The 22,578-nt window shown below is 68.0% G+C and carries 18 protein-coding genes; 13 read left to right on the top strand and 5 right to left on the bottom strand.

The window, feature by feature from the left end:
* Positions 1 to 33: 33 nt before the first annotated feature.
* The 6 genes from mihF (at position 34) to ACFQ50_RS04270 (ending at position 6,088) form a co-directional block, all read left to right on the top strand.
* Positions 34 to 357 (top strand): integration host factor, actinobacterial type, encoded by a 324-nt coding sequence (gene mihF, locus ACFQ50_RS04295; protein WP_377994325.1) that lies wholly within the window; start codon positions 34 to 36, stop codon positions 355 to 357.
* Between the two features lie 43 nt (positions 358 to 400).
* A complete protein-coding gene (gene gmk / locus ACFQ50_RS04290) occupies positions 401 to 997 on the top strand; it encodes a guanylate kinase (RefSeq protein ID WP_377994275.1) in 597 nt (198 codons plus the stop codon).
* A gap of 16 nt (positions 998 to 1,013) precedes the next feature.
* The gene (rpoZ, locus tag ACFQ50_RS04285; protein WP_003800778.1) at positions 1,014 to 1,274 is read left to right on the top strand and encodes a DNA-directed RNA polymerase subunit omega; all 261 of its coding nucleotides are present in this window, start codon (positions 1,014 to 1,016) and stop codon (positions 1,272 to 1,274) included.
* Positions 1,275 to 1,314: 40 nt separating this feature from the next.
* Positions 1,315 to 2,556 carry a bifunctional phosphopantothenoylcysteine decarboxylase/phosphopantothenate--cysteine ligase CoaBC gene (coaBC, locus tag ACFQ50_RS04280; protein ID WP_377994274.1) on the top strand — a complete coding sequence of 414 codons (1,242 nt, stop codon included), beginning with the start codon at positions 1,315 to 1,317 and terminating at the stop codon, positions 2,554 to 2,556.
* Positions 2,557 to 2,631: 75 nt separating this feature from the next.
* The gene (metK, locus tag ACFQ50_RS04275) at positions 2,632 to 3,867 is read left to right on the top strand and encodes a methionine adenosyltransferase (RefSeq protein ID WP_377994273.1); all 1,236 of its coding nucleotides are present in this window, start codon (positions 2,632 to 2,634) and stop codon (positions 3,865 to 3,867) included.
* An 85-nt stretch (positions 3,868 to 3,952) separates the two neighbouring features.
* A complete protein-coding gene (locus ACFQ50_RS04270; RefSeq protein ID WP_377994272.1) occupies positions 3,953 to 6,088 on the top strand; it encodes a primosomal protein N' in 2,136 nt (711 codons plus the stop codon).
* An 18-nt stretch (positions 6,089 to 6,106) separates the two neighbouring features.
* Here ACFQ50_RS04270 and ACFQ50_RS04265 read toward each other — a convergent pair whose 3' ends face one another.
* The 4 genes from ACFQ50_RS04265 to ACFQ50_RS04250 all read right to left on the bottom strand — a co-directional run bounded on the left by ACFQ50_RS04265 (position 6,107) and on the right by ACFQ50_RS04250 (position 9,428).
* Positions 6,107 to 7,183 carry a glycosyltransferase family 4 protein gene (locus ACFQ50_RS04265; protein WP_377994271.1) on the bottom strand — a complete coding sequence of 359 codons (1,077 nt, stop codon included), beginning with the start codon at positions 7,181 to 7,183 and terminating at the stop codon, positions 6,107 to 6,109.
* On the bottom strand, positions 7,180 to 8,109 hold the full coding sequence (locus ACFQ50_RS04260) for an alpha/beta fold hydrolase (protein ID WP_377994270.1): 930 nt from the start codon (positions 8,107 to 8,109) through the stop codon (positions 7,180 to 7,182). The genes ACFQ50_RS04265 and ACFQ50_RS04260 overlap by 4 nt, the downstream gene beginning before the upstream one ends.
* 14 nt (positions 8,110 to 8,123) lie before the next feature.
* Positions 8,124 to 8,993, bottom strand: a complete 870-nt coding sequence (locus tag ACFQ50_RS04255) for an aldo/keto reductase (RefSeq protein ID WP_377994269.1) — start codon at positions 8,991 to 8,993, stop codon at positions 8,124 to 8,126.
* A 72-nt stretch (positions 8,994 to 9,065) separates the two neighbouring features.
* Positions 9,066 to 9,428, bottom strand: coding sequence for a VOC family protein (locus tag ACFQ50_RS04250; protein WP_377994268.1), 363 nt, complete (start codon positions 9,426 to 9,428; stop codon positions 9,066 to 9,068).
* A gap of 243 nt (positions 9,429 to 9,671) precedes the next feature.
* Between ACFQ50_RS04250 and ACFQ50_RS04245 the strand changes: the two genes are divergently transcribed.
* From ACFQ50_RS04245 to ACFQ50_RS04235, 3 genes are read left to right on the top strand one after another with little or no spacing between them, the layout of a single operon-like run.
* Positions 9,672 to 10,694: a 3-oxoacyl-ACP synthase III gene (locus ACFQ50_RS04245; protein ID WP_377994267.1), complete on the top strand. Its 1,023-nt coding sequence runs from the start codon at positions 9,672 to 9,674 to the stop codon at positions 10,692 to 10,694.
* The gene (locus ACFQ50_RS04240) at positions 10,688 to 13,342 is read left to right on the top strand and encodes an alpha/beta fold hydrolase (RefSeq protein WP_377994266.1); all 2,655 of its coding nucleotides are present in this window, start codon (positions 10,688 to 10,690) and stop codon (positions 13,340 to 13,342) included. The genes ACFQ50_RS04245 and ACFQ50_RS04240 overlap by 7 nt, the downstream gene beginning before the upstream one ends.
* The gene (locus ACFQ50_RS04235; protein ID WP_377994265.1) at positions 13,339 to 14,316 is read left to right on the top strand and encodes an NAD-dependent epimerase/dehydratase family protein; all 978 of its coding nucleotides are present in this window, start codon (positions 13,339 to 13,341) and stop codon (positions 14,314 to 14,316) included. Before ACFQ50_RS04240 ends, ACFQ50_RS04235 begins: the two co-directional genes overlap by 4 nt.
* A gap of 7 nt (positions 14,317 to 14,323) precedes the next feature.
* Here ACFQ50_RS04235 and ACFQ50_RS04230 read toward each other — a convergent pair whose 3' ends face one another.
* A complete protein-coding gene (locus ACFQ50_RS04230) occupies positions 14,324 to 15,286 on the bottom strand; it encodes a sugar-binding transcriptional regulator (RefSeq protein ID WP_377994264.1) in 963 nt (320 codons plus the stop codon).
* Between the two features lie 139 nt (positions 15,287 to 15,425).
* Between ACFQ50_RS04230 and ACFQ50_RS04225 the strand changes: the two genes are divergently transcribed.
* The 4 genes from ACFQ50_RS04225 (at position 15,426) to leuS (ending at position 22,534) form a co-directional block, all read left to right on the top strand.
* Positions 15,426 to 17,201, top strand: coding sequence for a glycerol-3-phosphate dehydrogenase/oxidase (locus ACFQ50_RS04225; RefSeq protein WP_377994263.1), 1,776 nt, complete (start codon positions 15,426 to 15,428; stop codon positions 17,199 to 17,201).
* A gap of 58 nt (positions 17,202 to 17,259) precedes the next feature.
* The gene (locus tag ACFQ50_RS04220; RefSeq protein WP_377994262.1) at positions 17,260 to 18,006 is read left to right on the top strand and encodes an MIP/aquaporin family protein; all 747 of its coding nucleotides are present in this window, start codon (positions 17,260 to 17,262) and stop codon (positions 18,004 to 18,006) included.
* 76 nt (positions 18,007 to 18,082) lie between these two features.
* Positions 18,083 to 19,597, top strand: a complete 1,515-nt coding sequence (gene glpK / locus ACFQ50_RS04215) for a glycerol kinase GlpK (protein WP_377994261.1) — start codon at positions 18,083 to 18,085, stop codon at positions 19,595 to 19,597.
* A 405-nt stretch (positions 19,598 to 20,002) separates the two neighbouring features.
* A complete protein-coding gene (gene leuS / locus ACFQ50_RS04210; protein WP_377994324.1) occupies positions 20,003 to 22,534 on the top strand; it encodes a leucine--tRNA ligase in 2,532 nt (843 codons plus the stop codon).
* The last annotated feature ends 44 nt before the right edge of the window (positions 22,535 to 22,578 follow it).

Below are 22,578 nucleotides of genomic sequence, written 5' to 3'. Positions count from 1 at the left end.
CCGGCCGCGGATCCGTTGGCTGACCCCAGGGGAATGACCGTGAGCTTGCGACCCTTGTCACCGCAGGAACGTTCCGACGCACTCAGGAAGGCCGCGGCGGCAAGGGCTGCCAGGGCCTCGGCCAAGGAACGGCTCAAAACCGGGGAGCTGACCGTGGCCCAGATCCTGGACTCCGGCGGCACCGAGGAGGCCATAGCGCGCATGCGCGTTTCGGAACTCCTCGAGGCCCTGCCGGGGATCGGGAAGGTCCGGGCCGCGGCCATCATGGACAGCCTCGGCATCGCCGCGTCCCGCAGGGTCCGTGGCCTGGGCATCCACCAGCGCCGGGCGCTGGTAGATTTTATGAACGAGAAATAGCTTAATCCGAACAGAGTCATCTGTAGACCGTCCAAAGGAATACGTGAGCAACAAACCCGGACTGACAGTCCTCGCTGGTCCTACGGCTGTTGGCAAAGGCACCGTGTCCACCTATATCCGCGACACCTACCCCGAGGTCTGGCTGTCCGTTTCGGCCACCACCCGGGCCCCGCGGCCCGGCGAGGTCGACGGTGTGCATTACTACTTCAAGTCCCAGGAAGAGTTCGAGTCCCTGGTGGCCGCCGGCGAATTCCTGGAGTGGGCCGTGGTGCACGGGCAGAACACCTACGGAACCCTGAAGAGCACCGTCAACCAGGCCATCGCCGAAGGCCGCTCCGTGCTGCTGGAGATCGATCTGCAGGGGGCCCGCCAGGTGAAGCAGGCCGTTCCGGACGCCCAGTTCGTGTTTCTGGCACCGCCCAGCTGGGAAGAACTGGTGCGCCGGCTGGTGGGCCGGGGCACGGAATCGGCGGAGGAACAGCAGCGCCGGCTGGAAACCGGTAAAGTAGAGCTTGCTGCTGAACCGGAGTTCGACCACACCGTCATCAATGACGACGTCCGCCGGGCAGCGGACGAGCTTGTTTCACTCATGGGGCTCACGCCGCATCCGCGCCAGTCGCAGACGCCGTCAGCCCGCTAGAAATTTTGGAGAATTCGTGTCCACGAACCTTGAAGGCATCATCAACCCGCCGATCGATTCGCTGCTCGAGGCAGCCGATTCCAAGTACGGCCTGGTGATCTTCGGTGCCAAGCGTGCACGCCAGATCAACGCCTACTACGCACAGCTGCACGAGGGCCTGTTCGAGTACGTCGGCCCGCTGGTTGACACCAAGCTGAACGAGAAGTCGCTGTCCATCGCCCTGCGGGAGATCAACGAGGGCAAGCTGGTTTCCACACCGATCGAAGCTGCAGAGTAACCTCCGCAGAGTAAACAGACTGCCTGCTGACGGAGTTCACGTGCGCATAGTACTCGGAGTCGGGGGAGGGATCGCCGCCTACAAGGTGGCATCGCTCCTCCGGCTTTTTACTGAAGCCGGCCATGACGTCACCGTCATCCCCACGGAAGCAGCCACCCGCTTTGTCGGCGTCGCCACCTGGGAGGCCCTGTCCGGGAACCCGGTGACCAACAGCGTGTTCGACGACGTCGACCAGGTGAAGCACGTCCGGCTGGGCCACGAGGCAGACCTGATCGTGGTGGCCCCCGCGACGGCCGATCTCCTGGCCCGTGCCGCCACCGGCCAGGCCAATGACCTGCTCACCAACACGCTCCTCATGGCGAGCGGCCCGGTCCTGTTCGCCCCGGCCATGCACACGGAAATGTGGCAGCATGCGGCCACCCAGGCCAACGTCGAAACTCTGCGCAGCCGCGGCGTAACCGTCCTCGAACCCGCCAGCGGGCGGCTGACCGGCAGCGACTCCGGCCCCGGCCGGCTGCCCGAGCCCGAGGCCATCTTTGACGCCGCCATGGCACTTGCCCACGGCCTCCAGTCCGACGCCGGGCGGCTCCTTCCGCTGGCTGGCCGCACCGTTACCATCAGCGCCGGCGGCACCCGGGAGCCCCTGGACCCCGTCCGGTTCCTGGGCAACCGCTCCTCGGGCAAGCAGGGTGTGGCGCTGGCCGCCGCTGCCCGCGATGCCGGAGCCACCGTCCGGCTCGTGGCCGCCCACATGGAGGTGCCCGCCCCTGCGGGCGTCGAACTCACCGCCGTCGAAACGGCCCTGCAGCTCCGCGAAGTCATGCTGGCAGCGGCAGCCGGGTCCGACGTCGTGATTATGGCGGCGGCAGTGGCCGACTTCCGGCCGGCGGAGGTGTCCGGCAGCAAGATCAAGAAGCGGGATGACACCGCGGACCCGGTGATCACGCTCGTCCGCAACCCCGATATCCTGCAGGAGCTTGTCGCGGTGCGCGACGCCGCCGGCGGCAGCCAGCTCGTGGTGGGCTTTGCCGCCGAAACCGGTGATGAACAGGGCGATGTGCTCTCCTACGCCGAGGCAAAGCTCAGGCGCAAGGGCTGCGACCTGCTGGTGGTGAACCACGTGGGCGCCGACAAGGTCTTCGGCCAGGACCACAACTCCGTGGTCATTCTCTCGCGGGCCGGCTCCGAGCCCCAGTCGGCCTCGGGCTCCAAGCAGGACGTCGCCGCCATTGTCATTGACCGCATCGGCTCGGAACTGAGCCGGGTCTTTCCGCGAACCTGAGGGCGTAAGCAACGTCTCCTTAGCATGGGGACACACGCTGCCGCCCCTCCGTTTGCCAACCAGTAAGGTAGTTGAGTGACTTTACCGCTGCACATTCCAGAATCCCACGGGTCCGCACCCGCCGCTCTTCGGCTCTTCACCTCGGAGTCGGTAACTGAAGGGCACCCGGACAAGATCTGTGACCAGATCAGTGATGCGATCCTGGACGCCCTGCTGGCCAAGGACCCCGAGTCCCGCGTCGCCGTCGAGACCATGGCCACCACCGGCCTGGTCCACGTGGCCGGCGAAGTGACCACCGACGCGTATGTCGAAATCCCGCAGATCGTCCGCGAGACGATCCTGGGCATCGGCTACGACTCCTCCGCCAACGGCTTCGACGGCGCACGGTGTGGGGTTTCCGTGTCCATCGGACAGCAGTCCAACGACATTGCCGGCGGCGTCTTCAATTCCCTGGAAGCCCGCGAAGGCCGCCAGGAGGACGACTACGACCTTCAGGGCGCCGGCGACCAGGGCCTCATGTTCGGTTATGCCAGCGACGAGACCCCGTCCTACATGCCCGTGCCGATCTGGATCGCGCACCGCCTGTCGGAGCGGCTCACCGAGGTCCGCAAGAGCGGCCAGCTGTCCTACCTCCGCCCGGACGGCAAGACCCAGGCCACCATCGGGTACGACGGCGACCGGCCGGTTTCCGTGGAAACCATCGTGATCTCCAGCCAGCACGCCGACGGCTTCAGCCTCGACCAGCTGCGCGCCGACCTCGCGACGCACGTCATCGACCCCGTCCTCGCCCTCGCCGACCTGGACATTTCGCGCACCACCAACATCCTGAACCCTGCAGGTGCGTTCGTGATCGGCGGCCCGGTGGGCGACGCCGGGCTCACCGGCCGCAAGATCATCGTGGACACCTACGGCGGCATGGCCCGCCACGGCGGCGGCGCCTTCTCCGGCAAGGACCCGTCCAAGGTGGACCGCTCCGCGGCATACGCCATGCGCTGGGTTGCCAAAAACGTGGTTGCCGCGGGACTCGCCAAGCGCGCCGAGATCCAGATCGCTTACGCAATCGGCCAGGCGCGCCCCGTGGGAACCTACGTCGAGACGTTCGGCACCGAGACGGTGGACCCGGCAAAGATCAGCGCCGCGATTGCTGAGATCTTCGATCTGCGCCCCCGCGCCATCATCGACGCCCTGGACCTCAAGCGCCCCATCTATGCCAAGACGGCCGCCCACGGCCACTTCGGCCGCGACGATCCGGACTTCACCTGGGAGCGCCTGGACCGCGTGGACGACCTGAAGGCGTACTTCAACGCCTGAGCCGTCCCGTCCGCGGCCGTCAGCAGCCGGGAATGTCAGACCCGTGTGATTGGCTGATGGGTAACCCAGGACGGAGGTAAGGCGCATGGCTCCAAACGGCGTGTCTTCGCAGCCAACGCCAGAACCCCTGCAGCTCTCACTGCTGCAGGGGTTCCCTGCCACGGCCAGGCCTGCAGGCGGTCCGGCGCTGGCCGCCGTCCGCCCGGTGGCGCGCGTGCTCATCGAGTCCCCGCTGCCGCACCTGGACCGGCCGTTCGACTACAGTGTGCCCGCCGAACTGGATGACGACGCCCAGCCGGGCGTGCGGGTCCGGGTGAAGTTCAGCGGCCAGGAACTCGGCGGCTACATCCTGGACCGCGTTGCGGAGTCCGACGCCGGCCAGCCCCTCGTCCCGCTGCATAAGGTCGTCTCGCCGGTCGCCGTCCTGACCAAGGACCTGCAGGAGCTCGCCGGGCGCGTGGCCGCACGCTATGCAGGAACCGTCAGCGATGTGCTCCGCGTGGCCATCCCGCCGCGGGTGGTCAAGGTGGAGAAGGAGCTCGCCGGTGCCGAGCCGGCCGGGCCTCCCGCGGCCCCCCACGACCTGTCCGGCTCCGGCTGGACCGCATCCTCCGGCTGGAACAGGTACCGGAACGGCGCCGCCTTCCTCCGCCATCTTGCGTCCGGAGGTTCGCCCCGTGCCGCCCTCAGCGCCCTGCAGGGATTCGGGCCGGACGGCTGGCCGCGGCTTATCGCGGAGGCCGTGGCGGCGGTCCGGCAGTCCGGACGCGGCGCGGTCGTCGTCGTTCCCGACTACCGCGACCTGGACCGCGTCCAGGCTGCGCTCGAGGACATCCTGCCCGCCGAAGACGTCGCGCGGCTGACGGCCGACGACGGCCAGACGCCCAGGTTCCGCAGCTACCTCCGTGTCCTCAAGGGCTCCGCGGGCGTCGCCGTGGGCACCCGCTCGGCTGCCTATGCGCCGGTACACAATCTGGGACTCGTTGTTTGCTGGGACGACGGCGACGACCTCCATGTCGAACAGCGTTCCCCTTATGCCCACACCCGCGAGGTATTGCTGCTCCGTGCCGGGCAGGAGGGCGCGGCCTGCCTGCTGGCAGGGCACGCACGCAGCACGGAGGTGCAAAGGCTGGTGGATGCCGGCTGGGCAATGCCCGTGGAAGCCGAACGCACGGTGCTCCGCCGCACGGTTGCCCGGGTCGTCAACACCGCCGACAGCTTTGAGCAGGAGCGCGACCCGCTCGCCCGGCTGGCAAGGCTGCCGGGTGCCGCGTGGCGAACGGCCAAGGAAGCACTGGAACGCGGCCCGGTCCTGGTGCAGGTTGCCCGGGCCGGGTACGCGCCGTCGCTGGCGTGCGAAACCTGCCGGGAACCCGCGCGCTGCCCGTCGTGCCAGGGGCCTCTCGCCATGGCCGGCAGCGCTGCCGTTCCCCAGTGCCGCTGGTGTTCGACGCCGGCACCGGCCTGGCGCTGCGGGCACTGCCAGGGCACCCGGCTGCGCCGCGGCGCAGCCGGCGTACTTCGCACAGCCGAGGAACTGGGCCGGGCGTTTCCCGGCAAAGCCGTGGTCACCTCCTCCGGCCAGAACGTCAAGGCCACGGTGCCGGATGCCTGTGCGCTGGTGGTGGCCACGGTGGGTGCCGAGCCTGTTGCTGCGGGCGGGTACGCGGCGGCGCTGCTGCTCGACGGCGATTCGCTGCTGCGCCGGGAGAACCTGCGCGCGGGTGAGGACGCCGTGCGCCGCTGGTTCAACGCCGCCGCCCTCGTCCGGCCTGCCACCGACGGCGGGATCGTCGTCATCACCGCCGACGACACCGCCGCCGTCGGCGCGCTGCTGCGGTGGGATCCGGCGGGCTATGCCCAGCGGGAACTGGGGCTGCGCGCGGAGCTGCAGCTGCCCCCGGCGGTGAGGGTGGCCGCCGTCACCGGCGGCAGCACCGCCGTCGGCCATTTCACGGCCTCAGCCACGAAGCTTCTTGCCGCCGAGGGAGTGGAACTGCGCGTCGCGGGACCGGCGCCGCTGCTGCAGACGGCAGGCACCCCGGCAGCCGGCAGCCAGCCAGCGGGCACGGAAGGTGTGGACGTGCGCACGCTGCTGTTCATCCCGTACGCGCAGGCCGCCACCGTGACCAGGGTTCTTCGGGCTACGAAGGCAGCAGGCGCGGCGAAACGCACCGAAGACCCGGTGCAGTTGCGGCTGGACGGCGTTGACGTGCTCTGACTGCCTGCAGTTGGCCGGCTACCGCCGGCGCAGTGCCATGACTTCTGCCGCTACGTCCACCAGCTGGCGGGCGGATTCGTCCCAGCTGAACTGCTCTGCGCGTGCCACGGAGCGCCGGGAGACATCCTGCCAGTGCTGCCCGTCCCCGAGGCTGCGGACGGCGGCAGTGAACTCCGGCGCTGACTCGGCAGCAACGTAGGTGGCGGCGTCCGCCCCCACCTCGCGGAAGATCGGGATGTCGCTGGCGATCACCGGTGTGCCCAGCGCCATGGCCTCCACCAGGGGCAGGCCATAGCCCTCGGCCTTGGACAGCGTGACCAGTGCGGTGGTGCGGTTCAGCAGTGCCGTGTATTCGTCGTCGGTCACGCCGTTATGGAAAACAACGTTTGCGCCGGACGGGATCTGCGCCTCAAGCTCGGCGCGGCGGTGCGGCGTGATCCGGCTGAGCAGATGCAGCGTGTAGTCAGGCAGGCCGGCCATCCCGGCGAGCAAGGTTTCGACGTTCTTGTAGGGCATGAACGATCCCATGTAGAGCAGTGTTTTCTCCGGGGCCGCTGCAGGGTCGCGGGGCTGCTGGGCCGGCTGTGGCGCGTTGCTGACGATGCGGACCGGACGGCTGGTCAGGCGGTACTTGGCCATCAGGGCCTCCGTGGTCCTGCTGATGGTGGCGACGACGTCGGCACGGTTGAGCAGGAGCCTCTGGGGCCAGAACGCCTTGTGGTACAGGCGCCACAGGATCCGGACCGGGGCCGGCAGGAAGCCCGGCGGTGCCGGGTGTTCGTAGTAGATGAGGTCGTGCAGGGTGAGCACCAGTCCGTACTTGCGTCCCCACGTGCCCATGGTCTGCATGGGGCACACCACCACGTCCGCCCCAAGCTGATTGACCTTCCTGGCCACGAAGAGCTCGGCAGGGGAGAGCGGGCTGCCGATGAGCGTGTAGGGGACGTCGGGGAGCAGGGCCAGTTGCCGGAAATCGCTGATGAGCATGGACACATCGGCGATCTTGGAGACGGCCGCAATGAGGCTGGAGCCGTAGCGGCTGATGCCGTCGTGGTGGTCCGTCCGGGTGAAACGGGCATCGATCACTATCTTCACGCGGGGTGGTCCTTAAGGAAGCGGCGGATGAATCCTGCGGCCGGCCCGGGCGTTTCGTAGTGGATCAGGTGGCCGACGCCCGGGATGACATCGAGCGTCGCGTCGGGCAGCAGCGCCGCAAGCCGGTGCTGGTCACGCAGTAAGGCGATTTCGTCCTTTTCGCCGGCGATCAGCAGCACGGGCAGGGTGAGCCCGGGCGCGACTTCGGCCACGTTGCTGCTGACGGAGGCGGTGAAGGATTCCAGCAGGCTCTCGCGGTTGGCGAACGCACTGAAGTATGCGTGGTGCTGCCCGTGGATGAAGCGCAGCAGGTCCTTGTCCTTCGTCTTCGCCATGGCGATGCTCATCACCCGCACGATGAGCGGGCTGCGGAGCAGGGCCAGGCCAAGTGGACGGGGGAGCCGTGCGGAAAGGCGGTAGTACAGCACGGCCAGCCGGGTCATGACGCCCTTGGGGCCCTCCAGGGCGGGCGCGGCGATGGGGTTGACCAGGATCAGCGGGCGGACCGCGTCCGGCCGGGCAGCGACGAAATGGGCGGCCAGGATGGAACCGAACGAATGCCCCAGCAGCACGGTGTCCGGTCCGAGTCCCAGGGCAGTCATGAAATCGCTGATGAACCGGCCGTAACGTTCCACGCTGTGTGCGCCGTCAGTGAACGCCGCGGAGCTGCCAAAGCCGGGAAGGTCCGGCATGATCAGGCGCATCTCGGGGAGCTGGTCGGCCACCCGGAGCAGGCCGTGGTGGTCGCCGCGGAAACCGTGGATGACCAGGATGGTGCGCGTTTCAGGCGTGGTCCTTGCAGGTTCGTAGACCCAGTAGGCAACGTTGCTGCCCGTCACCCGCACGGTGGCTGCACGGGTGCGGGCGGCGAGTCCGCTGCTGACGAAGGACGGTGTTGTGGCGGGCTCGGAGTCGGCTGTTCTCATCTGCTGGGGGAGTCCTAGTTGACGTTGTCGGGGTGGGAGCCGGTGCGGTGCCCGCGTTCCAGGGCTTCGATGTCCGCCATGTCCAGGGTTGAGAGCTCGAAGCCGAAGACGTCGAGGTTCTCCCGGATCCGGGCGGCGGAGCTAGCCTTGGGGATGGTGACATTGCCCAGCTGGATCTGCCAGCGGAGGACAATCTGGGCGGGGCTCACCTTGTGCTCGGCCGCAAGCGCGCCGATGACGGGATCCTCCAGCACCCGTCCGCGGCCCAGGGGGCTCCACGCCTCGGTGAGGATTCCCAGACCACGGTGCTTCTCCCGCAGCTCGGCCTGCTGCAGCCACGGATGCAGCTCGATCTGGTTGACGGCCGGCACCACCTCGGCTGTTTCCAGCAGCTGGTCCAAGTGCTGAGGCTGGAAATTGGACACGCCGATGGCCCGCACCTTGCCCTCGCGGTAGAGCGTCTCCAGGGCGCGGTAGGTCTCCTGGAACAGGTCCCGCTTCGCGCACGGCCAGTGGATCAGGTACATGTCCACGTATTCCAGGCCGAGGTTGACCATGGACGTGTCGAAGGCGCGCAGTGTCGCGTCATAGCCGTGGTCGTCATTCCACACCTTGGTGGTGATGAACAGGTCTTGCCGCGAGGTGCCGGGGGCGGCCTCACCCGAACCGCCAGCGGCGGTTTCCGTGGCGAACACCTCGACCAGGCCGCGTGCCACCCCGGATTCGTTCCCGTACATGGCAGCCGTGTCGAAATGGCGGTACCCGGCTTCCAGCGCGGTCGCCACCAGGTTGGCGGTGTCTTTCGGCGGAACCTTGTAAAGCCCGAAGCCCAACTGGTCGATCAGCACGCCGTTGTTCAGGCTGAGCCGGGGTGAGGTAGTCATGGATACGACTCTACCGATACCGCGCCGCGCCGCGTGTGACCGGCAGGTTCAGTTTCAGGCCAGGCCGCGGGTTCAGCCCCAGCAGAGGCAGAAGGGGTGGCCGGCAGGGTCCGCGTAAACCTGGAAGCCCTCGGTGGAGGTGATGTCCTCGGCCGGCTTCAGCAGGCGTGCACCGAGGGAGATCGCCTCATCGTGGGCGGATGCGACGTCCTCGACGTAGAGGTCAAGGTGGATCTGCTGCGGGTTGCCGTCAGGCCATTCCGGCGGCACGTGGTTCGGCGCGAGCTGAAAGCCCAGACGCGGGTTCCCGTCGACGCTGACGGTGTGCCAGTCATCCTCGGCGTCCACGGTGCCGCCCAGCAGGCCCGCCCAGAAGGCACTCTCGGCAGGAAGGTCGGCGGCGTCGAACACAACGATCTGTCGGGTAATTTTCATGCGGTCATCCTTGCACGCCCACGGTGATTTTCCGAGAGCGTTGCACCGGTTTTCGGTTGTTCGGACGGTGACAGGCTTCTGGGCAGGGCGGCAACTCCGCGCAAAAGCCTGCGGAGCCAACACGGCGCAGAGGGTGCGAAATAGCGTGATCCGGGCTCGCACCGGCATAGTTAAGCCCTTGGGCTTGCGCGTGTGGGTACAGTCACCGCATGAACGCAGGACGGAAACGAACAGGGGCTTGACTTGGCAGGGAATGCAACCTTCCGGCACAGCAACACCGCGCTGCTGTCGGTGAGCAGTGTCGAAGCTCCGAGGATCGTGAGTTCCACGGATTTCGATCGCAGGTTGGCTTCGACGCTGCAGCGGCTGAAGTTTCCGCCGCGGCTGCTGGAGCGCGTTTCCGGCATCACGCACCGCCGCTGGTGGGCCGCCGGGACATCGTTCGATGACGCCGCGGTCGAAGCCGGCGCGAAGGCCCTGGCCGAGGCTGGCGTCGAAGCGTCCGAAATCGGCCTGCTGATCAACACGTCGGTCACGCGGCGCAACCTGGAGCCGTCCGTCGCGGTGAAGATCCACCACGGACTCGGCCTGCCGTCGTCGGCCATGAACTTCGACCTGGCCAACGCCTGCCTCGGATTCGTCAACGGCCTGACCCTGGCGGCCAACATGATCGACTCCGGCCAGATCAAGTACGCCATGATCGTCAACGGCGAGGACGCCGAGGCAACGCAGGAGGCCACCCTGGCCCGGCTGCAGCGGCCCGAGACCACGCGCGAAGACTTCAGCCGGGAGTTCGCCACGCTCACTCTTGGATCCGGGGCTGCCGCAGCCGTCCTGGGCCCGGCGGACCAGCACCCCGGCGCGCACCGGATCGTCGGCGGCGTGATGCGGGCCGGCACCGAGCACCATGAACTGTGCGTGGGCGGCATCGACGGCATGGCAACGGACACGAGGGGCCTGCTCGACGGCGGCCTGCGGCTTGTGGTCGACGCCTGGCACGAGGCACAGCCGGAATGGAACTGGGGCTCGATGGACCGGTACGTCACGCACCAGGTGAGCAATGCCTACACGAAGGCCATCATTGACGCGATCGACCTGGACCCGGATAAGGTTCCCATCACGTTCCCGCACTGGGGCAACGTGGGCCCGGCCTCCCTCCCCATGACCCTGGCCGCAGAGGCACAAACCCTCGAAACCGGGCACCGCGTGCTGTGCATGGGCGTCGGTTCCGGCCTGAACACCGCCATGATGGAAATCGTTTGGTAGCCGCCGACTGGCCCGGCGTCGACGCCGCATGGTCACGCGAAATCGATGTGGCCTCAACCTCCGCTGCCGATGTGCCCGGAACCGTCCGCCGCTGGCACCTGCTGGACAACGCTGCGCAGCTCTCCCGCCGCGGCCTGACTCCCGCCGGCACCCTGCTGTGCGTCCACGGGAACCCGACGTGGTCCTACCTGTGGCGGAGCCTGCTGGCCGCCGGATCCGACCCCGCGCATCCCTGGCGGGTGGTGGCGGTGGACCAGCTGGATATGGGGTTCAGCGAGCGCACCGGCGCCTTCCGGCGCCTTGCGGACCGGATCAACGACCTGGGTGACCTTACCGACGCGCTGGGCCTGGCCGGGCCGGTCGTTACGGTGGGCCACGACTGGGGCGGGGTGATCAGCCTGGGCTGGGCCCTGGCGCACCCGCAGCTGCTCGCCGGGGTGGTGCTGACCAACACCGCCGTCCACCAGCCCTCCGATTCGGGGATCCCGCCGGCCCTGCGGCTGGCCTTGCACCCCGCCGTGCACGGGTGGGGGACCACGACGTCGGACGCCTTTCTCCGGGTGACGCATTCCCTCGCCCACCCGCCGCTGCCCGCCGCCTTCCGGAAGGCCTACATGGCCCCGTACCGCGGCGCCCGGCGCCGGGCGGGGGTGGGGAACTTTGTTGCGGATATTCCTGTGGATGCCTCCCACCCCAGCTTCCCTGCGCTTAGCGGCGTCGCCGAAGGGCTGCGCGGGCTGAAGGTTCCGGCCCTGATGCTCTGGGGACCGAGGGACCCGATCTTTTCCGACCGGTACCTCAAGGACCTCATCACTCGGCTGCCGCACGCGACAGTGCACCGCTTCGAGGGGGCCGGCCACCTGGTCGCGGAAGACCGGGACATCGCCACTCCCGTTTTCGAATGGCTCGCCGGGCCCGGCCGGGACAGTGGACCTGCCGTGCAGGAGATACAAGCCGAGGCCGACGGCGTCCCGCCCCTTTGGGGGCCTCTCACCGAACTGGCGGCAGGAACCGCCGGCGGGGACACCGCCGTCGCGGAAATGGCCGCGGATGGCAGCGTCGCCCGCTGGCTCAGCTGGCAGGAGCTGGAAGGGAACGTCACCGCCGTCGCGGCGGGCCTGAGCGAGGCCGGCGTACGGCGCGGCAGCCGGGTGAGCCTGATGGTTCCGCCGGGCGTAGACCTGACTGTCGTCCTCTACGCCTGCCTGCGGCTCGGCGCGGTGGTGGTCGTGGCAGATGCCGGTCTGGGCACCCGCGGCCTGAGCCGCGCTGTGAAGGGCGCCACCCCGGATTTCCTCATCGGGATCGACAAGGCGCTGGCAGCTGCCTCAGTCCTCGGCTGGTCGGGACGGCGCATCAGCGTGCAGGACCTGTCCGCCGCCCGCCGCCGCCTCCTCGGCGTCGAAACCTCCCTCGTCGCGCTCGCCCGGCGCGGAGCCGGACTCAGCCCCGAACCGCCGTCGGCGGGGCCGGACCCGGACGCCGACGCCGCCGTGCTCTTCACCTCCGGTTCCACCGGTCCGGCCAAGGGCGTGCTCTACACGCACCGGCAGCTGGCTGCGATGCGGGACACGGTGGCGGAAACGTTCGGGATCCGTTCCGGTGCCCGGCTGGTGGCGGCCTTCGCGCCGTTCGCCCTGCTGGGACCGGCGCTCGGGGCCGTCTCGGTGACGCCCGCCATGGACGTCACGCTGCCCCGAACCCTCACCGCCCACGCGCTGGCGGACGCCGCAGCGGCCATCAACGCCACAGTCGTCTTCGCCTCGCCGGCGGCGTTGCGCAACGTCATTGCCACCCGGGATGGCATGAGTGAGGACCGGCATCAAGCCTTGGGACGCGTGGAGCTGCTTCTCTCCGCCGGGGCGCCCGTCCCCGAAGCCCTCCTCACCCGGGTGCAGCGGCTGCTGCCCCGGGCTTCGCTGCACACGCCGTACGGGATGACCGAGGCACTGCCCGTTACCGACATCAGCCTCGAACAGATCCGGACGGCGGAGGCTGACGCCGCCGCCGGTACAGTGCCGGGGGCCGGCAACGGCGTTTGCGTGGGCCGGCCGGTACACGGCGCCCGCGCGGCCGTCATCCCGCTTGCCGCAGACGGCACCGCACCCGGGAACGAGCCGGTCACGGAACCGGGAGTGACCGGCGAGATCCTCGTCAGCGCCCCGCATGTGAAGGAAGCCTACGACAGGCTCTGGCTGACCCAGCGCGAGAGCGTCCGAACGGCCGGGTGGCACCGCACCGGCGACGTGGGGCACTTCGACGCCGCCGGCCGGCTCTGGGTGGAGGGACGTCTCGCCCACATCGTGACGGCGCCCGGCGCCGTCGTGACGCCCGTGGGCACCGAACAGGCCATCGAACGCCTGGACAGCGTTGGCCAGGCCGCCGTCGTCGGCGTCGGTCCGCCGGGGACGCAGGCTGTGGTCGCCGTCGTCGAGACCGTGCCGCCCGCCCGCAAAGCCGGCCCGGCTGCGCCGCAGTTGGCCGGGCGCGTCCGCGGGGCGGCCCTCGAGGCGGGCGTCAACATCTCCGCCGTGCTTGCAGTCCCCGCACAGCCCACCGACATCCGGCACAACGCCAAGATCGACAGGACCCGCCTGGCCCGCTGGGCTTCACGCGTGCTGGCCGGCGGCCGTCCGGGAAAGCCATGAGGGTCCTCGTCACCGGCGCAAGCGGGCTGCTCGGACGGGAAGTGGCCCGGCTGCTGGTCCGCCAGGGCCATGCCGTGGCGACCCTCCAGCGCCGTCCTTCAGGAGTCGACGGCGCTGCGGACTTCTGCGGGTCCGTCACGGACGACGACGCCGTTCGCCGCGCCGTCGCCGGCGCCGAGGGCGTCATCCACCTGGCCGCGAAGGTTTCCTTTACTGGCCGCGCCGTGGAGTTCAACGAGGTGAACGTCGAAGGGACCCGCCAGCTGCTCCGCGCGGCCCGCGACGCCGGCGTACGGGACGTGGTGTTTGTCTCTTCCCCGTCCGTTGCCAACTCCGGTGCCGCCATCGCCGGGCTGGGTGCGGAGCCGGCTGACCCGGCGCACGCGCACAGCGACTACTCCCGCACCAAGGCCGAGGCGGAGCTGCTGGCGCTGGCCGCGGACGCTCCCGACTTCCGGGTCGCGGCGGTGCGCCCGCACGTCGTCTGGGGCCCCGGCGACACCCAGCTGGTGGAACGGGTCCTCGCACGGGCAGGCCGCAGCCGCCTGCCGCTCCTCGACGCCGGTGCTGCCCTGATCGACACCACCTACGTGGACAACGCCGCCTCGGCCATCGTCGCGGCGCTGCACCGCATGGAACACATCCACGGCAGGGCCCTGGTTGTCAGCAACGGCGAACCCCGCCCGGTCGGCGAGCTGCTGGCGGGCATATGTGCTGCCGGCGGCGTCCCTGTGCCGTCGTGGAGTGTGCCGGGCGGGGCGGCACGGGCGGTTGGAACGGTGGTGGAAATGGTGTGGACCTGGGCCGGGCGGAAAGAGGAGCCGCCGATGACCAGGTTCCTTGCGGAGCAGCTCTCCACTGCCCACTGGTTCGATCAGCGCGAGACCCGTGAGCTCCTCGACTGGACGCCCGCTGTCTCGCTTGATGACGGTCTGGCGAGACTGGCCCAGCACTATGGTTCCCTCAGAAGCTGACTGCCGCTTAAGTCCCGCCCTCGAAGCTGACCAGACGCCGGGCCGAGGCCTCATCGAGGATCAGGTCAGTGGCCAGCCCTGCCACCAGCGCCCCGCGCAGGCCGTTGATCTTGGACGCGCCGGATACCACGCAGATCCGCCGGCGCACCTGCCGGAGCTGGTCGAGCGAAGGTCCCGTGGAGCGTTCGTTCAGGGTGATGCCGTCGGAGGAGCCGTCGCCGCGGAAGAAGACAGTGGCCACGTCCCCGACGACGTCGGACTTTGCCAGGGTGACCAGGTCGTCCTCGTCGAGGTAGCCGCCGGCGTACACGTGGCTGGGGTAATCGGCGTCCACCGAGCCCACGCCAAAGATCGCGATGCTCATGCGGGACTGCAGGTCCAGGATGCGCTGCACGCTCCGCTCATTCCACATCGCGGTCTTCGTTGCCGCGTGGTCGAAGAAGGCCGGCACGGGAAACTGTTCAACCCGCGCCCCGTAGGCGCTGCCGAAGCGCCGCATGATGTCGCTCGCGTAGGTGATGCCGGTGGTCTGCATATTGCCCGCACCGTTCAGCTGCACCACCACGCTGTCGTGGGTGATCTTGCGCGTCAGGTGCCGGCTCACCGCGCTGAGAGTAGAGCCCCAGGCCACGCCGATGATGGCGTTGGAGTCCACCAGCGGGCCGATGGTGCGCGCTGCCTGCATGGCCACGCGGTCCAGCGTCTCGGCCTCATTCAGGGTGTCCAGGACGGGCACCACGTGCACATCCACCTTGTACTGCGCCCGGATCAGCCGCTCCAATTCAGGTCCCGTGTCGAGCGGACTCCGGATCTGGATCTGCACCAGGCCCGTTTCGCGGGCCGTTGAAAGCAGCCGGGAAACCGTGGAACGGGAGGTCCGCAATTCCCGGGCGATGGCGTCCATGGTGAGGTCCTGCATGTAGTACAGCTGGGCGGCGCGGAGCGCGTCGGAGTGCCGGGGACGGGGCATGCAGCATTCCCTTCTGCACGTTTGTGCATAGTGCTTGACGTTATTTTCCAATAGTTCAAACAATAGTGGTGAACGGTCCCGCACCAATCGGTGCGCCGCCTGCAACAAGCCTTTCCGAACCAAACCCAAAGGAGCAGATTTGGGACTCAAGGATTCATCCGGCCATACCACCAGCGCCACCGTCCCCGGTGCGGAGCGCGCGTCCGTCTCCGGGCTGCGCCAGCGGCCCAACGCCCGGGTCCTGATCATCGGTGGCGGCATCAACGGCGTCGGAACATTCCGTGACCTCGCGCTGCAGGGCGTCGATGTGGCGCTGGTGGAACGCGGCGACTACTGCCAGGGCGCCAGCGGCGCCTCGTCGCACATGATCCACGGTGGCATCCGCTACCTGGAAAACGGCGAATTCCGGCTGGTCCGGGAATCTGTCGTTGAGCGCAACAGGCTCCTGCGGATCGCGCCCCATTACGTGAAGCCGCTGCAGACCACCATTCCGATCTTCAGCACATTCTCCGGCGTTCTGGCCGCACCCCTCCGGTTCCTGACGCACAAGCAGCAGGGCAGGCCCAAGGAGCGCGGCGCGTTCCTGATCAAGCTGGGACTCAGCCTCTATGACTCCTTCTCCCGCGACGGCGGCAGCGTCCCGCGCCACCAGTTCCGCTCACGGCACAAGGCGCTGGCCGAGCTCCCGATGCTGCACCCCGGCGTCAAATACACCGCGACGTACTTCGACGCGTCCGTGCACAATCCGGAGCGCCTCACTCTTGACGTCCTGCAGGACGGTGAGAAGGCGGGCGGACGGGCCAGCAACTACCTGTCCCTGATGTCCGTCAGGTCCAACGCGGACGGTTCCAGCACCGCGGTTCTCCGTGACCAACTCACTGGCGGGGAGTTCGGCTTCACCGCGGACGTCATCGTCAACACCACCGGCGCGTGGGTGGACCTCACCAACCAGGCCATGGGTACCCCCACCACCTTCATGGGCGGGACCAAGGGCTCACACATCGTCCTTGACAACCCTGGCCTGCTCGCTGCCTGCGACGGACGCGAGATCTTCTTCGAACACACCGACGGCCGGATCGTGCTGATCTATCCCATGGGTGACCGCGTGCTGGTAGGAACCACCGACGTCGACGCCGACATGTCGGAGGACGCCGTCTGCACGGACGAGGAAATCGACTACTTCTTCAACCTCATTGGCCACGTGTTCCCGGACATCGCCGTGAACCGCGGCCAGATCGTCTATACGTTCTCGGGCGTGCGTCCGCTCCCGCGGCACGACGCCACTCAGCCGGGGTTCGTTTCGCGGGACTACCGCATCGAGCGCCGCGCTGCCGAACCCGAGGCCCCGGAGGGCGGCGGCGCCGTCGTGCTCAGCCTGGTGGGCGGAAAATGGACCACGTTCCGTGCCCTCGCCGAACACCTGGCCGACGACGTCCTCGCTGAACTGGGAACGCAACGGAAAATTTCGACGGCGAAGCTCGCCATCGGCGGCGGCTCCGGGTACCCGGAGGGCGAAGCCGGGATCCAGAAGTGGATCAAGGCGCACATGACAGCCACCCGCGACGCCGACCGGACGGCCGGCCTCCTCACCAGGTATGGCACCCGCGCCGAGGCCGTCATCAGCTATCTCGACGCCGGCCCCGACAGCCTGCTGCGCTCCACCCGTGAACTGAGCGTCAGGGAACTGCACTTCATGGCGTCCCACGAACAGATCGGCCACCTCGTGGACGTCCTGATCCGGCGCACATCGCTCGCCTTCCGCGGCCTGGTCACCGGGGAACTGCTGAACGAGGTTGCCGAGGCCTTGGCCGGCCCGCTCGGCTGGGATGCGGCAGGGGTTGCCGCCGAGATCAACCACGCGCAGGATGTGCTCAAGCGGTACCACGGCGTCGAAGTCCACAGCCTCGTCGCCTAGCGGGAAACCGTCCTTCAAACAAGCGAAGGACTGACAACAGAAAATAGAGGAGTCAAAGATGTCTCTTGGATTGGTTTTTCTTTCCGAAGTGTTCGGGACCGCGATGCTGACCCTGCTGGGTTGTGGCGTGGTGGCCAACGTTGCGCTCAAAGGCACGAAGGGCAACAACGGAGGATTCCTGATGGTCACCTGGGGATGGGGCATCGCCGTCTTCGCCGGTGTCTACGTCGCTGCCAGGTCCGGCTCGCACCTGAATCCGGCCGTCACGCTGGGGCTCCTGGTCAACGGCAAGGCCGAATACGCCCCCGGGGTTCCGGTGGACTTTGCCTCCACGCTGACATACTTCGGCGGCGAGCTCACCGGCGCATTCCTGGGCGCCGTGGTCACCTGGCTGGCGCACAAGCAGCACTTCGACGCCGAACCCGAGCCCGCGAACAAACTCGGCGTTTTCTCCACCGGCCCGGCGATCCGCTCCACGCCCTGGAACCTGATCACGGAGATCATCGGCACGTTTGTGCTGGTCTTCGTCATCCTCACCTTCGGCGGAACGCCGTCGGGGCTCGGCCCGCTGGCAGTGGCGCTCCTCGTCGTCGGCATCGGTGTCTCGCTGGGCGGACCCACCGGGTACGCCATCAACCCCGCGCGTGACCTCGGGCCGCGCATCGCCCACGCGGTCCTGCCCATCAAGGGCAAGGGATCCAGCGACTGGAGCTACTCCTGGATCCCGGTGGTCGGCCCGCTTGTCGGCGGTACCCTGGCCGGCCTCGTGGGGCTGCTGCCCATCGTTTTCACTGCCGCCACCTGAGCCGCGGCACCCATTTTCGAAACCACATCCATAACCACATCTGTTCAAACGCAAGCACAACGACAAGGACGTCATCATGAGCCAATACGTAATCGCCGTCGACCAGGGCACCACCAGCACCCGCGCCATCGTCTTTGACCAGAGCGGCAGCATCGTCTCCTCAGGCCAGATGGAACACGAGCAGATTTTCCCGCAGGCCGGCTGGGTGGAGCACAATCCCACGGAGATCTGGGACAACACCCGCGAAGTCATCGGCTCCGCCCTGTCCAAGGCGAACCTGACCCGGCACGACATCGCCGCCGTCGGAATCACCAACCAGCGCGAGACGGCCGTGGTCTGGGACAAGACCACCGGCAAGCCGATCTACAACGCGATCGTGTGGCAGGACACCCGGACCCAGCCCATCGTCGACGAACTGGCGAAGGACGGGGGAGCGGACCGGTTCAAACAGAAGGTGGGGCTGCCGCTGGCCACGTACTTCTCCGGAACCAAAATCAAGTGGATCCTGGACAACGTCGACGGCGCGCGGGAAAAGGCCGAGGCCGGGGACCTGGTCTTCGGCAACACCGACTGCTGGGTGCTGTGGAACCTCACCGGCGGCGTGGACGGCGGCGTCCACGTCACCGACGTCACCAACGCCTCGAGGACCATGTTCATGGACCTCGACACGCTGCAGTGGGACGAGGAGATCCTGGGGATCTTTGGTGTTCCGGCGTCCATGATGCCCGCCATCAAGTCCTCCTCCGAGGTCTACGGCACGGTCCACACCTCGCAGCTGCTGCGGGAGGTTCCGGTGGCCGGCATCCTCGGCGACCAGCAGGCAGCCACCTTCGGCCAGGCGGCGTTCGAGACCGGTGAGGCGAAGAACACCTACGGCACCGGGTGCTTCCTCATCTTCAACACGGGCGAGGAGATCGTGCACTCCAAGAACGGCCTGCTGACCACCGTCGGCTACAAGCTGGGTGACGCGGCACCGCACTACGCGCTCGAAGGGTCGATCGCCGTCACCGGGTCGCTCATCCAGTGGCTGCGCGACAACCTGAACATGATCAGCAGCGCCCCCGAGGTGGAGTCGCTCGCCGCATCGGTCGACGACAACGGCGGCGTGTACATCGTGCCGGCGTTTTCCGGGCTCTTCGCGCCATACTGGCGCTCGGACGCGCGCGGCGCCATCGTGGGCCTGACCAGGTTCGTCAACAAGAGCCACATCGCCAGGGCCGCGCTCGAGGCCACCGCCTTCCAGACCCGCGAGGTGCTGGATGCCGTCAACGCCGACTCCGGCGTTCCGCTCACGGAACTGAAGGTCGACGGCGGCATGGTCGCCAACGATGCCCTCATGCAGTTCCAGGCGGACATCCTCGGCGTTCCGGTCATCCGTCCGAAGGTGGTGGAAACCACGGCGCTGGGCGCCGCGTACGCGGCCGGCCTCGCCGTCGGCTTCTGGAAGGACCTCGGCGAGCTGTCCGCCAACTGGTCCGAGGACAAGCGCTGGGAGCCGAACCTGGATTCGGGGGAGCGGGAACGGCAGCTGCGGCTCTGGAAGAAGGCCGTCACCAAGTCCATGGACTGGGTCGACGAGGACGTGAGGTAGCCAGCCCGCTTCAGAGAGGAGGCCGCACCCGCCCGCCCGTCCCTGGCCGCTCCCTGACAGTCGCAAGCTCGTGTCGGGGCCCTCGCGGCCAGGGGCCCCCGCGAGCTGCCCACCACACCCTGGCGGGGTGCGCCCTCCTCTCTTCCGCTGCGTCTGCTACTCAGCCGCTCCTGGCGACTGGGCTGGGAGTGCCGGGAGGGGGATGCCGGTGCGCTAAAGTAGGTGTATGCGTGCGATCCTTCTGCTTAGCTAGCCGCTTGGTATCCCGAACAAATACGGATAATCGAGCGGCCGCCCCTCTATGTCGAGGGGCTTTTGTGTGTCCGGGGAGACCTTCCCGGCGGGCGGCGGGGATCAGACCGGTGTGACAGGACCGAGGTCATGACAGAACAGAAGAGGGCAGCAGTGAGCGTTCAGCCGGAGACCGAAACCGAAACCGGAACAGCAGCAGGTGGTGCGGAGGCGCCCGAAGAGGGCGCGTACAGCTTCGCGGCGATGGAGGCCCGGTGGCCGCAGGTGTGGGAAGACCTGAAGGTCTTCACCCCCGCCGACGACGGATCCCGGGAGCGCCGTTACGTCCTGGACATGTTCCCCTACCCGTCCGGCGACCTCCACATGGGCCACGCTGAGGCGTTTGCCATGGGCGACGTGGTGGCGCGCTACCTGCGCCAGCAGGGCTACGACGTGCTGCACCCGATCGGCTGGGACTCGTTCGGCCTCCCGGCGGAAAACGCGGCAATCAAGCGCAACGCCCACCCGAGCGAGTGGACCTACGCCAACATCGACACGCAGGCCGCGTCCTTCAAGCGTTACGCCATCTCCGCTGACTGGTCCCGCCGGCTGCACACGTCCGATCCGGAGTACTACCGCTGGACGCAGTGGCTGTTCAAGCGCTTCTATGAGCGCGGCCTCGCTTACCGCAAGGACTCGCCGGTCAACTGGTGTCCCAAGGACCTGACCGTGCTCGCCAACGAGCAGGTAGTCAACGGCGCCTGCGAACGCTGCGGCACGGCTGTGACCAAAAAGTCGCTGAACCAGTGGTACTTCAAGATCACCGACTACGCAGACCGGCTGCTGGACGACATGTCCGAGCTGCAGGGACACTGGCCCGAGCGGGTACTGGCCATGCAGCGGAACTGGATCGGCCGCTCGGAAGGCGCGCATGTCCGCTTCGTGATCGAGGCGTCTGACGGACGTGCCGAGCGCGAGGTCACCGTCTTCACCACCCGTCCGGACACCCTGTACGGCGCCACCTTCTTTGTGGTTGCCGCGGACGCTCACCTGGCCCTCGACCTGGTCACCCCTGAACACCACGACTCCCTCATGGCCTACCGTGAAAAGGTCAAAGCCCTGTCGGACATCGAACGCCAGTCCACCGAACGCGAAAAGACCGGCGTGTTCACCGGCCGCTACGCCATCAATCCGCTGAACGGTGAAAAGCTGCCTGTCTGGGCGGCGGACTACGTCCTGGCCGATTACGGCACCGGCGCCATCATGGCCGTCCCGGCCCATGACCAGCGCGACCTCGACTTCGCCAAGGAGTTCGGCCTGCCGGTGCGCGCGGTGCTGGACACCGGCGAGGAGGATCCGGCCGTCTCGGGCAAGGCAACGTCGGGGGAGGGCACGCTGATCAACTCCGGCTCGCTGGACGGGCTGCCCAAGGGCGATGCCATTCCCGAAGCCATCAGGATCATCGAGCAGCAGGGCACCGGAGAGAAGTTCGTGAACTTCCGCCTGCGCGACTGGCTCCTGAGCCGCCAGCGCTTCTGGGGCACCCCGATCCCCATCATCCACTGCGCCGAGTGCGGCGAAGTGCCTGTACCCGATGAGCAGCTGCCGGTGACGCTCCCCGAGGACCTGCGCGGCGAGGCGCTGTCACCGAGGGGCACCTCGCCCCTGGCCGCGGCCGCCGAATGGGTCAATGTCGAGTGCCCGAACTGCGGACGTGCAGCGCAGCGGGACACCGACACCATGGACACCTTCGTGGACTCGTCCTGGTACTTCCTCCGCTTCGTCTCGCCCCACTACACCGACGGTCCGTTCGACCCCGCAAAGATCAACGACTGGATGCCGGTGGGGCAGTACGTCGGCGGCGTCGAGCACGCCATCCTGCACCTGCTCTACGCCCGCTTCTTCACCAAAGTCATTCACGACATGGGCCTGCTGGCCGCGGACGAGCCCTTCAGTGCACTGCTGAACCAGGGCCAGGTGCTCAACGGCGGCAAGGCCATGAGCAAGTCGCTGGGCAACGGTGTTGACCTGGGCGAGCAGCTGGACAAGTTCGGCGTCGACGCCGTCCGGCTCACCATGATCTTCGCCTCCCCGCCCGAGGACGACGTCGACTGGGCGGACGTTTCGCCGTCGGGCTCCGCGAAGTTCCTGGCCCGCGCCTGGCGGCTCGGCCAGGACGTGTCCAGCGCCCCCGGTGTTGACTTCAGCACCGGTGACCGCACGCTGCGCTCGGTCACGCACCGGACCATCGCGGACGCCGTGGAGCTGCTGGACAACAACAAGTTCAACGTCGTGGTGGCCAAGCTGATGGAGCTGGTCAACGCCACCCGGAAGACTATCGATTCCGGTGCCGGCGGCGCCGATCCGGCCGTCCGTGAAGCCACCGAAGCGGTGGCCGTCATCCTGAGCCTCTTTGCGCCCTACACGGCGGAAGACCTGTGGAACGTCCTGGGGCACCCGGCGTCGGTGGCCAACGCCGGCTGGCCTTCGCATGACGAGGCCCTGCTGGTGCGGGAGACCATCACGGCGGTGGTCCAAGTCCAGGGCAAGGTCAGGGACCGGCTCGAGGTCTCGCCGGCCATCTCCGAGGACGAGCTGCGCGAGCTTGCGATGGCCTCTGAGAACGTTCAGCGTGCCCTCGATGGCCGGGGCATCCGCACCGTCATTGTGCGGGCACCTAAACTGGTGAACATCGTCCCGGCCTAGCAGGGCGACTGGATAGCAGGACTGACTGATTGGCCGCGTCCGGC

This window comes from Arthrobacter sp. NPDC056493 (assembly GCF_042795115.1).
GTDB lineage: Bacteria > Actinomycetota > Actinomycetes > Actinomycetales > Micrococcaceae > Arthrobacter.
This window is presented reverse-complemented; position numbering and strand designations above follow the sequence as displayed.

Excerpts from the sequence above, each read along its gene's own strand:
- ACFQ50_RS04255 (WP_377994269.1), bottom strand. The coding sequence starts at position 8,993 with ATGACTACCTCACCCCGGCTCAGCCTGAACAACGGCGTGCTGATCGAC.
- glpK (WP_377994261.1), top strand. The coding sequence starts at position 18,083 with ATGAGCCAATACGTAATCGCCGTCGACCAGGGCACCACCAGCACCCGC.
- mihF (WP_377994325.1), top strand. The coding sequence starts at position 34 with ATGACCGTGAGCTTGCGACCCTTGTCACCGCAGGAACGTTCCGACGCA.
- ACFQ50_RS04235 (WP_377994265.1), top strand. The coding sequence starts at position 13,339 with ATGAGGGTCCTCGTCACCGGCGCAAGCGGGCTGCTCGGACGGGAAGTG.
- ACFQ50_RS04220 (WP_377994262.1), top strand. The coding sequence starts at position 17,260 with ATGTCTCTTGGATTGGTTTTTCTTTCCGAAGTGTTCGGGACCGCGATG.
- ACFQ50_RS04260 (WP_377994270.1), bottom strand. The coding sequence starts at position 8,109 with ATGAGAACAGCCGACTCCGAGCCCGCCACAACACCGTCCTTCGTCAGC.
- ACFQ50_RS04230 (WP_377994264.1), bottom strand. The coding sequence starts at position 15,286 with ATGCCCCGTCCCCGGCACTCCGACGCGCTCCGCGCCGCCCAGCTGTAC.
- ACFQ50_RS04270 (WP_377994272.1), top strand. The coding sequence starts at position 3,953 with ATGGCTCCAAACGGCGTGTCTTCGCAGCCAACGCCAGAACCCCTGCAG.
- ACFQ50_RS04250 (WP_377994268.1), bottom strand. The coding sequence starts at position 9,428 with ATGAAAATTACCCGACAGATCGTTGTGTTCGACGCCGCCGACCTTCCT.